General features: G+C 68.0%; 17 protein-coding genes. 6 read left to right on the forward strand and 11 right to left on the reverse strand.

Features of this window, described 5'->3' with window-relative positions:
* The first annotated feature begins 6 nt into the window (after window positions 1–6).
* The 4 genes from lipB to zwf all read left to right on the forward strand — a co-directional run bounded on the left by lipB (window position 7) and on the right by zwf (window position 4,969).
* Window positions 7–684: a lipoyl(octanoyl) transferase LipB gene (gene lipB, locus NF681_18100; GenBank protein UST54156.1), complete on the forward strand. Its 678-nt coding sequence runs from the start codon at window positions 7–9 to the stop codon at window positions 682–684.
* 14 nt (window positions 685–698) lie between these two features.
* The gene (lipA, locus tag NF681_18105) at window positions 699–1,721 is read left to right on the forward strand and encodes a lipoyl synthase (GenBank protein UST54157.1); all 1,023 of its coding nucleotides are present in this window, start codon (window positions 699–701) and stop codon (window positions 1,719–1,721) included.
* A gap of 126 nt (window positions 1,722–1,847) precedes the next feature.
* Entirely contained in the window at window positions 1,848–3,404 is a 1,557-nt protein-coding gene (locus NF681_18110; GenBank protein ID UST54158.1) for an acyl--CoA ligase, read from the forward strand.
* Window positions 3,405–3,505: 101 nt separating this feature from the next.
* Window positions 3,506–4,969: a glucose-6-phosphate dehydrogenase gene (gene zwf / locus NF681_18115; GenBank protein ID UST54159.1), complete on the forward strand. Its 1,464-nt coding sequence runs from the start codon at window positions 3,506–3,508 to the stop codon at window positions 4,967–4,969.
* A 36-nt stretch (window positions 4,970–5,005) separates the two neighbouring features.
* On the opposite strand, the gene ptsP is transcribed toward zwf, so the two are convergent.
* The 5 genes from ptsP to NF681_18140 form a co-directional block, all read right to left on the reverse strand.
* Window positions 5,006–6,832: a phosphoenolpyruvate--protein phosphotransferase gene (ptsP, locus tag NF681_18120; protein UST54160.1), complete on the reverse strand. Its 1,827-nt coding sequence runs from the start codon at window positions 6,830–6,832 to the stop codon at window positions 5,006–5,008.
* Window positions 6,833–6,869: 37 nt separating this feature from the next.
* Complete coding sequence (locus NF681_18125) at window positions 6,870–7,139, reverse strand: HPr family phosphocarrier protein (GenBank protein ID UST54161.1); 270 nt, start codon at window positions 7,137–7,139, stop codon at window positions 6,870–6,872.
* Window positions 7,108–7,560 carry a PTS fructose transporter subunit IIA gene (locus NF681_18130; protein ID UST54162.1) on the reverse strand — a complete coding sequence of 151 codons (453 nt, stop codon included), beginning with the start codon at window positions 7,558–7,560 and terminating at the stop codon, window positions 7,108–7,110. The genes NF681_18125 and NF681_18130 overlap by 32 nt, the downstream gene beginning before the upstream one ends.
* A gap of 70 nt (window positions 7,561–7,630) precedes the next feature.
* The gene (locus NF681_18135; GenBank protein UST54163.1) at window positions 7,631–8,179 is read right to left on the reverse strand and encodes a hypothetical protein; all 549 of its coding nucleotides are present in this window, start codon (window positions 8,177–8,179) and stop codon (window positions 7,631–7,633) included.
* Between the two features lie 16 nt (window positions 8,180–8,195).
* The gene (locus NF681_18140) at window positions 8,196–8,900 is read right to left on the reverse strand and encodes a DUF4197 domain-containing protein (GenBank protein UST54164.1); all 705 of its coding nucleotides are present in this window, start codon (window positions 8,898–8,900) and stop codon (window positions 8,196–8,198) included.
* A gap of 12 nt (window positions 8,901–8,912) precedes the next feature.
* On the opposite strand from NF681_18140, the gene NF681_18145 reads away from it, so the two are divergent.
* Window positions 8,913–9,410, forward strand: a complete 498-nt coding sequence (locus NF681_18145) for a TlpA family protein disulfide reductase (GenBank protein UST54165.1) — start codon at window positions 8,913–8,915, stop codon at window positions 9,408–9,410.
* Between the two features lie 55 nt (window positions 9,411–9,465).
* The gene (locus tag NF681_18150; GenBank protein ID UST54166.1) at window positions 9,466–10,077 is read left to right on the forward strand and encodes a GNAT family N-acetyltransferase; all 612 of its coding nucleotides are present in this window, start codon (window positions 9,466–9,468) and stop codon (window positions 10,075–10,077) included.
* Window positions 10,078–10,114: 37 nt separating this feature from the next.
* Here NF681_18150 and NF681_18155 read toward each other — a convergent pair whose 3' ends face one another.
* From NF681_18155 to rplV, 6 genes are all read right to left on the reverse strand, one after another.
* Window positions 10,115–10,621 (reverse strand): peroxiredoxin, encoded by a 507-nt coding sequence (locus NF681_18155; GenBank protein ID UST55835.1) that lies wholly within the window; start codon window positions 10,619–10,621, stop codon window positions 10,115–10,117.
* A 99-nt stretch (window positions 10,622–10,720) separates the two neighbouring features.
* Window positions 10,721–10,990 carry a 30S ribosomal protein S17 gene (gene rpsQ / locus NF681_18160; GenBank protein ID UST54167.1) on the reverse strand — a complete coding sequence of 90 codons (270 nt, stop codon included), beginning with the start codon at window positions 10,988–10,990 and terminating at the stop codon, window positions 10,721–10,723.
* 9 nt (window positions 10,991–10,999) lie between these two features.
* A complete protein-coding gene (gene rpmC, locus NF681_18165) occupies window positions 11,000–11,209 on the reverse strand; it encodes a 50S ribosomal protein L29 (GenBank protein UST55836.1) in 210 nt (69 codons plus the stop codon).
* A 60-nt stretch (window positions 11,210–11,269) separates the two neighbouring features.
* A complete protein-coding gene (rplP, locus tag NF681_18170; protein ID UST54168.1) occupies window positions 11,270–11,686 on the reverse strand; it encodes a 50S ribosomal protein L16 in 417 nt (138 codons plus the stop codon).
* A gap of 28 nt (window positions 11,687–11,714) precedes the next feature.
* On the reverse strand, window positions 11,715–12,638 hold the full coding sequence (gene rpsC / locus NF681_18175) for a 30S ribosomal protein S3 (protein UST55837.1): 924 nt from the start codon (window positions 12,636–12,638) through the stop codon (window positions 11,715–11,717).
* A gap of 14 nt (window positions 12,639–12,652) precedes the next feature.
* On the reverse strand, window positions 12,653–12,985 hold the full coding sequence (gene rplV / locus NF681_18180) for a 50S ribosomal protein L22 (protein ID UST54169.1): 333 nt from the start codon (window positions 12,983–12,985) through the stop codon (window positions 12,653–12,655).
* Between the last annotated feature and the right edge of the window lie 2 nt (window positions 12,986–12,987).

Genomic DNA, 12,987 nt, shown 5'->3' on the forward strand with positions numbered 1-12,987 from the left:
GCGGCGATGGCAGCGCCGAGGATCGTCCTGCGCGGCCGGGTCGACTACCGCGCGACCTACGATGCCATGCGCGCCTTCGCCGCCGCGCGCGACCCCGAGACGCCCGACGAACTGTGGCTTTGCGAACATCCCCCCGTCTATACGCAGGGACTCGCGGGCAAGCCCGAGCATGTGCTGGAGCCGGGCGACGTTCCCGTGGTGCAGACCGACCGTGGTGGACAGGTCACGTTCCACGGACCGGGCCAGGTCGTCGCCTACCCGCTTCTCGACCTGAGGCGCGCTGGCTATTTCGTCAAGGAGTACGTCTTCCGCATCGAGAGTTCGGTGATCGCCACGCTGGCGCATTTCGGTGTGACGGGACATCGCGTGCCGGGTTCGCCGGGCATCTACGTGCGGCTCGACGATCCGTTCTCCCATGCGGCGCTGACCGGGCCGTTCCCGGCCCTGGAGCCTTTCCGGGGCCTGGGCAAGATCGCCGCGCTGGGCATCAAGGTCTCGCGTCACGGTACCTACCACGGCGTGTCGCTCAACGTCGACATGGACCTCGGACCCTTCTCGCGCATCAACCCCTGTGGCCATGCGGGGCTGAAAACGATCGATCTTTCTACAATCGACGTCCACATCCCCTGGGAAGAAGCCGCACGCGTGCTGGGCGACAAGCTCTGCGCGTACCTGGCGCCTTGAAAGTCGAAAGCCCCATGAACCTCCCCGAAGCCGTCCTCGCTCCCGTTCCGCCCCCGGCCACGCCGTCGCCCGTCGTGCGCGAGAGCCAGAGCGCCGAGCACTACAACCCGCTGGCCAAGCAGAAGGCCGCGGCCAAGCTCTCGCGCATCCCGGTGAAGGTGGTGCAGGCCGAGACGCTGAAGAAGCCCGACTGGATCCGCGTGAAGGCCGGCTCGCCGACCACGCGCTTCTACGAGATCAAGCAGATCCTGCGCGAGAACCACCTGCACACCGTGTGCGAGGAAGCCTCGTGCCCCAACATCGGCGAGTGCTTCGGCAAGGGCACGGCGACCTTCATGATCATGGGCGACAAGTGCACGCGGCGCTGCCCGTTCTGCGATGTCGGCCACGGCCGGCCCGACCCGCTCGACAAGGACGAGCCACTGAACCTGGCGCGTACCATCGCCAAGCTGCGCCTGAAGTACGTGGTGATCACCAGCGTCGACCGCGACGATCTGCGCGACGGCGGCAGCGGCCATTTCGTCGAATGCATCCGCCTCATCCGCGAGCTGTCGCCGACGACGCAGATCGAGATCCTGGTGCCCGACTTCCGCGGCCGCGACGACCGCGCGCTCGAGATCCTGAAGGCCGCCCCCCCGGACGTGATGAACCACAACCTGGAAACCGCGCCGCGCCTCTACAAGGAGGCGCGCCCGGGCAGCGACTACCAGTTCAGCCTGAACCTGCTGAAGAAGTTCAAGGCGCTGCACCCGGACGTGCCGACCAAGAGCGGCATCATGGTCGGCCTCGGCGAGACCGACGAGGAGATCCTGCAGGTCATGCGCGACATGCGGGCGCACGACATCGACATGCTGACCATCGGCCAATACCTGTCGCCGTCGAACTCGCACCTGCCGGTGCGCCGCTACGTGCATCCCGACACGTTCAAGATGTTTGAGGAGAAGGCCTACGAGATGGGCTTCAGCCACGCGGCCGTCGGCGCCATGGTGCGCAGCAGCTACCACGCCGACGAACAGGCCCACGCCGCAGGCGTGTGAGCCGGGGCGGTCCCGCGATCGGCCGGATCGGTCAAGCGGGCGACCGGCACGATGGACGGGCTGCGGCACACTGACGGGCGGCGCCCGACACGGCGTCACTTCCGTTCCACTCTCCGTCGCTCGCCCATGACCGTCTCCCTTTCCTCCCTTCAAGACGTGCTGGCGCAGGATTTCGGCACGATCTGCGACCTGATCCGCATCCATGCACGCGCGCGTCCCGGCAGCCTCGCCCTGCGCGACCCGGTGACCACGCTCACCTATGCCGAGCTCGACGCCGCGATGGACCGCGTCGCGGCCGCCCTGCAACGCGACGGCCTGGGCGTGGGCGACGCCATCGCGGTCTGCGCGGCCTCGTCCGCCGCCTACGCCACCGTTTTCCTGGGCGCCCTGCGCGCGGGGCTCGCGGTGGCGCCGCTCGCACCCGGGTCGACCTCCGCGAGCCTGCGCCGGATGCAGCAGGACGCCGAGGCCAGGCTGCTGTTCGTCGATGCGGCGGCGGCGCAGGCGTTCGGCCCGGCCCTGGCGGGCGATCCGCCGCGCGTCGCCATGGACGCCTCGGCGGCGGGCACGCCGCTTGACACGTGGCTGGCGCTGCCGGGAGCGCGGCCCGCCGCGGCGGCCCTGGTGGCGGCCTCGCCGTTCAACATCATCTATTCGTCGGGCACCACGGGCGAGCCCAAGGGCATCGTGCAGGGCCACGGCATGCGCTGGGCACACGTCAAGCGGGGCGCGCGCTATGGCTATGGCCCGGACACGGTCACGCTGCTGTCGACGCCGCTCTACTCCAACACGACGCTGGTGGTCTTCTTCCCGACGATCGCGTTCGGCGGCTGCGTGATCCTGATGCCCAAGTTCGACGCCGCGGGTTATCTGTCGCTGGCACAGTCGCACCGCGTCACGCACACGATGCTCGTGCCCGTGCAGTACCAGCGCCTCATGGCGCACCCGGCCTTCGACACCCACGACCTCGCTTCCTTCCGCTACAAGTTCAGCACCAGCGCACCCTTCCACGCGGCGCTCAAGGCCGACGTGCTCGCGCGCTGGCCCGGTGGCCTCGTCGAGTTCTACGGGATGACCGAAGGTGGCGGCACCTGCATCCTGGAGGCGCACCTGCACCCCGACAAGCTCCACACCGTCGGCCAGCCGGCCGAGGGCAGCGACATCCGCCTGATCGACGAGGACGGCCGCGAGGTCGCACGCGGTGGGGACGGCGAGGTGGTGGGCCATTCGGCGGGGATGATGGTGGGCTACCACCGCCAGCCCGAGAAGACGCGCGAGGCCGAATGGTTCGCGCCCGACGGCCGGCGCTTCATCCGCACCGGCGATGTCGGCCGCTTCGACGGCGACGGCTTCCTCACGCTGTTCGACCGCCGCAAGGACCTCGTCATCAGCGGCGGCTTCAACATCTATCCGAGCGACCTGGAAGCGGTATTGCGCGCGCATCCCGGGGTGGCGGACGTGGCGGTGGTGGGCGTGCCCTCGACCGAATGGGGCGAGACGCCGGTCGCGTTCGTGGTGCCGGCGACGGGCGACGCGACCGCCGGCGACGTGCTGCTGGCGTGGGCCAACGCGCAGCTCGGCAAGACGCAGCGCCTGGCGCAGCTGCACTTCATCGACGAGTTGCCGCGCAGCGCCATCGGCAAGGTGCTCAAGCGCGAACTGCGCGACCTGCTGCGCCGCTGAACGGCGCTCCCGCCCGCAGGACGCGGCGCGGCGCCGTGCGAGGATGGCTGGCACCGAAATCGCTTGGTCCCCCGGACCTCCTCCACTCTCCAATGAAGACCATGGCCAAGATTCCTCCCGGCGTCGGTCCGCGCTTTCCCCAGGCCGTGGTGCTGGTGGGCGCCACCGGCGACCTGGCGCGGCGCAAGCTGCTGCCCGGCCTGTTCCACCTGTGCAGCACCGGCTTCATCCCGGCCTGCCGGATCATCGGGGTGTCGCTCGACGAACTCGACGCCGACGGCTTCCGCGCGATCGCGCGCACGGCGCTCGACGAGTTCGGCAGCCGGGACGTGGGGCCGGAGGCGTGGGACGCCTTCGCCGCCACGCTCGACTACGTGCCGCTGTCCGGTGGAGCCGATGCCCTGCGCGCGGCCGTCGAGCGGGCGGAGGCCTCGCTGGGCACCGAATGCCGTCGCCTGCACTACCTGAGCGTGCCGCCCAACGCGGCCCTGCCGGTGGTGCGCATGCTGGGCGAAGCCGGGCTGGTGGAGCGCGCGCGCATCGTCATGGAGAAGCCCTTCGGCACCGACCTGGCCAGCTCGGTGGCGCTCAACCGCCGGCTGCACGAGGTGTTCCAGGAAGAGCAGATCTTCCGCATCGACCACTTCCTGGGCAAGGAAGCGGCGCAGAACATCCTGGCCTTCCGCTTCGCCAACGGCCTGTTCGAGCCCATCTGGAACCGCAACTTCATCGACCACGTGCAGATCGACGTGCCCGAGACGCTCGGCCTGGGCAAGCGCGCGGGCTTCTACGAGCAGACCGGCGCCTACCGCGACATGGTGGTGACGCACCTGCTGCAGATCGTCGGCTTCATGGCCATGGAGCCGCCCACCTCGCTGGACCCGCAGCCCATCGGCGAGGAGAAGAACAAGGTGTTCCGCAGCATGGTGCCGATCCAGCCGGGCGACGTGGTGCGCGGGCAGTACAGCGGCTATCGCAACGAGGAAGGCGTCGATCCGGATTCCGACACCGAGACCTTCATCGCCCTGAAATGCCACATCGACAACTGGCGCTGGGCGGGCGTGCCGTTCTACCTGCGCACCGGCAAGCGCCTGGCCGAGGGCCAGCGGATCATCTCGATCGCTTTCCGGGAGCCGCCCAAGAGCATGTTCCCGCCCGGCTCGGGCGTCGGCGCGCAAGGGCCGGATCACCTGACCTTCGACCTCGCCGACGCCTCCAAGATGTCGCTGTCGTTCTACGGCAAGCGCCCCGGTCCCGGCATGCGGCTGGACAAGCTCAGCCTGCAGTTCGCCATGCACGACACCGGCCTCGCCGGCGAGGTGCTGGAAGCCTACGAACGCCTGATCCTGGACGCCATGCGCGGCGACAGCACGCTCTTCACCACGGCCGAGGGCATCGAGCGGCTGTGGCAGGTGTCGTCCCAGCTGCTTGAATCGCCGCCGCCCGTGCGCCTCTACGAACCCGGCTCCTGGGGACCGAAGGCGGTGCATCAGCTGATCGCGCCGCACGCCTGGCGCCTGCCGTTCGAGCGGGCCTGGCGCGCGCCGAACAAGGTGGGCGGCTGAGTCCCGAACGGCGCTTGCGCGACGCTGCTTCCGGCCTCAGGCCTGGACGCTCGGGAGCAGCGCTTCGGCCGGGTCGTCCGCCACCAGCACCGCCTGCGCCCAGGGCGCGAGCTTGGTCGTGTCCGCGCGCAGCACCTCCTGCTTCACGGCCAGGATGCGCGAGGGGTGCATGGAAAAGCTGCGCAGGCCCAGCCCCAGCAGCAGCCGCGTGAAGGTCACGTCGCCGGCCATCTCGCCGCACACGCTCACGCTCTTGCCCTGGCGGCGGCACTCGGCGATGGTGTCGGCCACCAGACGCAGCACCGCCGGGTGGGCCGGGTCGTAGAGGTGCGCGACCGATTCGTCGGTGCGGTCGATGGCCAGCGTGTACTGGATCAGGTCGTTGGTGCCGATCGACAGGAAGTCGAAGTGCCGGAGAAACGTTCCGACCATCAGCGCCGCGGCCGGGATCTCGATCATCGCGCCGAGCTTCACCGGCCCGTGCGCCATGCCCCGGCGGTCCAGCTGGGCGCGCGCCTCGTCGATGAGCACCAGCGTCTGGCGGATCTCGAAGGCGTGCGCGAGCATCGGGATGAGCAGGTGGACGCCGCCGTGCGCGGCCGCGCGCAGGATGGCGCGCAGCTGCGTGAGGAACATCGCCGGATCGGCCAGGCTCCAGCGGATCGCGCGCAGGCCCAGCGCCGGGTTCAGGTGCTCCTGGCGTGCCGTCTTGCCGTCGAGTGGCTTGTCGGCGCCGATGTCGATGGTGCGGATCGTGACCGGCATGCCCTGCATGCCTTCGATCGCGCGTCGGTAGGCGAGGTACTGCTCCTCCTCGTCGGGCAGCCGGGTGAGGTGCTGCGCCTCGCGCCCCATGAACAGGAACTCGCTGCGGAACAGCCCGACGCCGGCGGCACCGGCCCTGACCGCCCCGGCCGTGTCGTCGGGCAGCTCGATGTTGGCCAGCAGTTCGACGCGCTCGCCGTCGAGCGTGACGGCGGGCTTGTGGCGCAGGCGCGAGAGCCGGCCGCGTTCGAGGTCGCCCTGGCGCTGCTTGAAGCCGTACTCGGCCAGGATGATGGGCGAGGGATCGACGATCACCACGCCGGCATCGCCGTCGATGATGACCCAGTCGTCCTGGCGCACCAGCTGGCTCGCCGTGCGCGCGCCCACCACCGCCGGGATGTCCATGCTGCGCGCGACGATCGCCGTGTGCGAGGTGCGTCCGCCCACGTCGGTGACGAAGCCGGCGAACACGCTCTTCTTGAACTGCAGCATGTCGGCCGGCGAGAGGTCGTGCGCGATCAGCACCAGCGGCACGTCGACGCCGTCGATCGAGGTCGGGTCGTGCGGGGTGTCGTCGTCGTCCTCGTGCGCGGCCAGGGCCGCGCGCTTCCTGCGCGGCGGCGGCGACGGCGCCAGCACGGCGGCAGTGCCCTTCATGCGGTGCAGCATGCGCTCGACGACCTGTTCGAGGTCGGCCTTGCGCTCGCGCAGGTACTCGTCCTCCATCTCGTCGAACTGGCGGGCGATGACCTCCAGCTGGGTCGTCAGCGCCCATTCGGCGTTGTAGAGGCGGCCCGTGATCCACTGCTTGACGCCGCCGGCGAGGGCCTCGTCCTGCAGCAGCATCTGGTGCACCTCCAGCAACGCCGCGAGTTCGTGCGGCGCGTCGTTCGGGCCCATCAGCGCCACGCTGCCCTGCAGCCGCGTCAGCTCGTCGGCGACGGCGTTGCGCGCGGTGCGCACGCGGTCGATCTCGGCCTCGACCTCCTCGGGCTTGATGAAGTAGTGGGCGACGTCGATGCGGCTGGACACCACCAGCACCGCCCGCCCGATGGCGATGCCGCGCGCGACCGGAAGGCCGTGGATGGAGAAGGTCATGCGCCCACCGCCGAAGTCCCCGGGCGGCGATCGGCCATCACTCGCCTTCGCCGAACTTGTCGTTGACCAGGGCCACCAGCGCGTCCATGGCCTGCTGCGCCTGGTCGCCCTCGGTGTCGAACTGCACCACGGTCCCCATGCCCGCGGCCAGCATCATGACGCCCATGATGCTCTTGGCGTTGACCCGGCGCTCGCCACGCGAGATCCAGACTTCGCACGGAAAGCTGCCGGCGAGCTTGGTGAGCTTGGCCGACGCGCGCGCGTGCAGGCCCAGCTTATTGCTGATGGTCACGGATGTCTTGATCACTGGGTTTTCTCTTGGACTGGTTCTGGGGCGCGGTCGCCGCCACCGTCATGACGCCATCCTGACCGCCACGCATCGCGCGTTCCACCAGCACGTCGAACGCGATGTCGGGCTTGTTCGCCACGCACATCAGCATGGGCAGGTTCACGCCGACCACCATCCTCATGTGCTCGCCGGCGACCAGCTTCTGCGCCACGTTGCAGGGCGTCGCGCCGAAGACGTCGGCCAGCACCAGCACGTTGTGGCTCGGGGTCCGCTTCATCTGATCGACCATGATGCGCGCGGTGGCAAGCGTCTCCTCCGGCGACACGTGGGGCAGCACATCGAGCGCGGAGACGATCGAGGCGTCGGGAAAGACATGCAGCGCGCACGCCCGCAAGGCACTGGCCAGCGGCGCGTGGGCGATGATGAGGATGCTGTTCATGCGGGACGAATGGGTGGGAGGTCGATTATGCGAGCTTGTCGCACCGGCCCGGCACACCGCGGCACATCCCTCACGGCAGGCGCAGGCCTTCGAAGAACGTGTCCAGCGCCTCGGGCGACGAGGGGCGTCCGACGGCCGTGGCCTGGTAGAGCGACACGCCTCGCGCGTGCTGGCGCGCGAACCACAGGACCCGCGTGGGAGGGGACCGGACGGCGTCCTCCCCAGCCGCCGCCTCCAGCCGCAGCGGCGCCGGCGCGGCTGCCGCGCGCGGCAGCGAAGCGACGCTTTCGGTCGCTGCGCGATCCGCGAGCCGGCCGCGCGTCGACTGGCGCCAGGCGTCGAGCCAGGCCGAGGCCTGCGCCGGCCCGGAAGCCTCGGCATGCGCGACCGCGAAGGTGACGCCGCCGGCTTCGCAGCCGGCCATGTCGATGCGCACCGATTCGGCCCCGAGCGGCAACATGCGTTCGGCACGATCGGGCTTGCACGGCAGCAGCACGGTCAGGTCACCGTCGCCCACGGGCACTTCGCGCCAGTTGAAGGTGGGCGTGCAGGCCGTGGCCAGGCACGCCAGGGCGATCGCGACGATGGCGCGGCGACGGTGCATGCGAAACGGCGACATGGCGGCAGGCAGCCTCTCAACGCAGTGCGCCGAACACCTTCTGCAGGATCGCGCTGCCGCTGCCCACCGGGTCCTGCCGGAGCTTGCGCTCCTCGTCGCCGATGATCAGATAGAGCCCGTCGAGCGACTTGCCCGTGACGTAGCGCTGGACGTTGGCGTCCTCCGATTTCATCAGGCCCAGGCCGGAGGCCTTGGCGGCGATCGCGTTGTACTTGTCGGCCAGCTGCACGCGGGCGGTGGCGGTGGTCACGATGGGCAGGAAACGCTCGGTCAGCGGCGCGCGCGTCTTGCCGACGAAGAACTGCGTGACCGAGGTGTCGCCGCCCGTCAGGATGCCCTTGGCGTCGGACACGCTCATGCCGCGCACGGCGGCGATCAGCAGGTCCTTCGACGCCGGCACCGCCTGTTCGGCAGCGCGGTTCATGGCGGTCACCAGCTCGTCGATGCGTCCGCCCTGTCCCACCATGCGCAGCATCTGGGTCGCCTTCTCAAGGTAGCCTGGCAGCGGAATGCGCACGCGCGGATTGCCCAGGAAGCCATCGGGCCGGCCCAGCAGTCCCACCGCCACCGTGGCGCCTTTCTCCAGCGCCGCCTTGATGCCGCTGGCGGCCTCGCCGCCGCTCAGGTCGCCCAGCGACAGCGCATGGGCCTGCTGCAGGGTCATCCATGCCAACCCCCCTGGAAGGGCCAGGATGGCGGAATTAAAATTTCGTCGCTTCATCGATCGGTCCCCATGAAAAAAATGTTTCCTGTCGTTGCCCTCGCGATCGCCTTGGCGGGCGGAGCGGCCGTCTACCTGGGCACGGGCGCGTCCGCGGCACCGGCGTCGACCTTCGTGCTGCTCGACGGTCGCACGACATCGACCGAGGACCTCAAGGGCAAGGTCACGCTCGTGAACTTCTGGGCCACCAGCTGCGTGACCTGCGTGGCGGAGATGCCCCGCATTATTGCCACCCACGACAAGTACAAGGCCCGAGGCTATGACACCTTGGCCGTCGCCATGAGCTACGACCCGCCGAGCTACGTGGTGAACTTTGCCGAAACGCGCAAGCTGCCGTTCGGCGTCGCCATCGACAACACCGGCGCCGTCGCCAAGGCATGGGGCGACGTGGCGCTCACGCCGACGACCTACATCGTGGACAAGCGCGGCCGGATCGTGAAACGCTATGTCGGCGAGCCCGATTTCGCGGAATTGCATCGGCTCATCGAAAGACTGCTCGCCGAAGCCTGAGCATCACTGGCGCGACGGGGGTTGCATCGATGTGGCCGACGATCCGGTGTCCGACATGAACGTCACCCACTCCCGTCCCCTGCCCCGGTCGGACGCTCCCTTCGTGGTGCTCTTCCAGCCGGTCGAGGCACACGAACTGGAGGCGACCCGCCGCCTGTTCCGCGACTATGCCGATGCCGTGGGCATCGATCTCGGCTTCCAGGATTTCGAGGAAGAGCTCGCCTCGCTGCCGGGAGACTACGCCGAACCGCGCGGCAGGCTGTTCCTGGCGTTGGTGGAGGTTGACCGGAAAGGCCACGCGGAAGGCGCAGCGACCGACCCCCGAGACGCGATGCCGCACGACGGGTTGACGATCGCGGGTGGCCGGACGGCCTGGATCGCGGGCTGTTGCGCCCTGCGCCCGCTCGATGCCGTGGACTACCCGAACGCGGCGGAGATGAAGCGCCTCTACGTCAGGCCGGCGTTCCGCGGTCTTGGCCTGGGACGGCAACTGGCCGAGGCCGTCCTGGACGCCGCCCGGCATGTCGGCTACGGCTGCGTGTTGCTCGACACGCTCGACGACATGGAGTCCGCGCGCGCACTCTACGAGGACCTCGGCTTCGAGGCCGTGCCGCCCTACTACCACAACCCGATCGCCGGCTCGCACTACCTCAAGGCCGATCTCTAGACCTCAGGGGAAACCGGCGGGGCCGGACGCACGAACCTCAGTCCCGGGCCTGTGCGAGCAGGGTCTCGGCGTTGCTGATCTCGAACTTTCCGGGCGCTTCGACGTTGAGCGTGGCGACCTTTCCATCCTTCACCAGCATCGAATAGCGCGTGCTGCGCACGCCCATCCCGCGCGCCGACAGGTCGAGCGTCAACCCGGTCGCCCGTGCGAATTCGCCGCTGCCGTCCGCCAGCATGCGCACCTTCGTTCCCGTCTGCTGATCGCGCGCCCAAGCACCCATGACGAAGGCGTCGTTGACGCTCAGACACCAGATCTCGTCCACGCCGGCCGCCTTGAAATCATCGAAATGCTTGACGTAACCCGGCACGTGCTTGGCCGAACAGGTCGGCGTGAACGCGCCCGGCAAGGCAAACAACGCGATGGTCTTTCCCGCTGCGGCGGCCGTCACGTCGACCGGGTTGGGGCCGATGCTGCAGGCCTCTCCATCGACCTCCGAGTATTCCTGCAACGTGACGGACGGAAGGGATTCACCGATCTTGATCATGGTTGGACTCCGAAGAAATGAGAAGGGAAGCTTGAGAACCGTAGAAACGAAAACGGCCCACATTGTGGGCCGTTTGCGAAGAGGCGACAGGCGCCAGGATCAGACCAGTGCGGCCTTCTCGACCAGACGGGTCACGACCCAGTTCTTGGTCTTGGAGATCGGCCGGCTTTCGGTGATCTCGATGGTATCGCCGAGATGGTATTCACCATTTTCGTCGTGCGCGTGGTACTTGCTCGTCTTGGCCACGATCTTGCCGTAGAGCTCGTGCTTCACACGACGCTCGACCAGCACGGTCACGGTCTTCTCACGCTTGTCGCTGACCACCTTGCCGATCAAGGTGCGCTTGAGGGATTTTTTAGCTTCCGTCATGTTCACTCCTTACTTGGCGGCTTGGGTTTCTTGCTGCTTCTGAGCAAGAATGGTCTTGGCGCGCGCGATGTCGCGGCGCGTGACACGCAGCGTCGACGTGTTCGTCAGCTGTTGCGTGGCCTTCTGCATGCGCAGGCCGAAATGGGCCTTCTGCAGATCCTTGATTTCCGTCGTGAGACCGGCGACGTCCTTGTCGCGCAGCGCGGCGGCCTTCGACACCTTGGCCGGCTGGGCCGCGGCGTCCTTCTTCTTGCGTAGTGCCATGAGTTTTCTCCTCGATCAGGTGCCGAGCTGGCGCGCGACGAAGGTGGTACGCAGAGGCAGCTTGGCAGCCGCCAGGCGGAAGGCTTCGCGAGCGAGTTCCTCGGGGACGCCGACGATCTCGAACACGATCTTGCCCGGCTGGATTTCCGCGACGTAGTACTCGGGGTTGCCCTTGCCGTTACCCATCCGCACTTCGGCGGGCTTGGTGGAGATCGGCTTGTCGGGGAACACGCGAATCCAGATGCGACCACCGCGCTTGACGTGACGCGAAATCGCGCGACGCGCGGCTTCGAGCTGACGTGCCGTCAGGCGGCCGCGATCGGTGCATTTGAGGCCGAAATCGCCGAAGGCGACCGAATTGCCAGTCGTCGCAACACCGGTGTTGCGACCCTTTTGTTCCTTGCGGAACTTTCTGCGTGCAGGTTGCAGCATGTTGTTTACTCCGTAGTTCTAAGACCGATCACTCGGTCTTGGCACCGTCAGCTGCTGCAGCTGGCGCGGCTTTGCGGACGCGCTTAACGGCGGGTTTCGAGTCTGCACCGAGGGAAGGCGCGCCACCGGTGGCTTCGGCAGGCTTGTCGCTGCCGTCGGCCGGGGCATGGTTGCCACCCATGGGTCCACGGGCACCGGCACGCGGGCCGGGGCCGCGGCGGTCCGAACCCGGACGATCGCCACCCGGGCGACCATCACGGCGCGGACCACGGGGACGACGCTCGTCGTCGGGACGCGGCGTCTCCACGGCGGGCAGGTCGTTGCGACCCAGCGTGTCGCCCTTGTAGACCCAGACCTTGACGCCGATGACGCCGTAGGTCGTCTTCGCTTCCGAAGTGCCGTAGTCGATGTCGGCGCGCAGGGTGTGAAGCGGCACGCGACCTTCGCGGTACCACTCGCAACGCGCGATCTCGATGCCGTTCAGGCGGCCCGACGACATGATCTTGATGCCCTGGGCACCCAGACGCATGGCGTTCTGCATCGCACGCTTCATGGCGCGACGGAACATGATCCGCTTCTCGAGCTGTTGCGTGATGCTGTCGGCGATCAGCTTGGCATCGATTTCAGGCTTGCGCACTTCCTCGATGTTGACCGCGACCGGCACGCCCAGCTGCTTGCCGAGTTCGCGCTTGAGGTTCTCGATGTCTTCGCCCTTCTTGCCGATCACCACGCCCGGACGTGCCGAGTAGATGGTGATGCGCGCATTCTTGGCGGGACGCTCGATCAGCACGCGGGAAACCGATGCGTTCTTGAGCTTCTTCTTCAGGTACTCGCGCACCTTGATGTCTTCGGCCAGCATGCCGGCGAAGTCCTTGTTGCTGGCATACCAGCGGCTGGACCAATTGCGGCTGACCGCAAGGCGGAAGCCGGTGGGGTGGATTTTCTGTCCCATAGTCTTCCGGCCTTTTAGTTGCCAACCGTCACGTACACATGGCACGTGGGCTTGCTGATGCGGTTGCCGCGACCCTTGGCGCGAGCAGTGAAGCGCTTGAGCGTGGCACCTTGCTCGACGTAGATGGTCTTGACCTTCAGTTCGTCGATGTCGGCACCGTCGTTGTGCTCGGCATTGGCGATGGCCGACTCGAGCACCTTCTTGATGATCACAGCGGCCTTCTTCTGCGTGAACTGCAGGACGTTGAGCGCTTGATCGACCTTCTTGCCGCGGATCAGATCGGCCACCAGACGGCCCTTGTCGACCGAGAGGCGGACACCGCGGAGGACTGCACGTGTTTCAGACATGG

It is taken from the genome of Comamonadaceae bacterium OTU4NAUVB1, from assembly GCA_024372625.1.
Lineage (GTDB): Bacteria > Pseudomonadota > Gammaproteobacteria > Burkholderiales > Burkholderiaceae_C > Variovorax.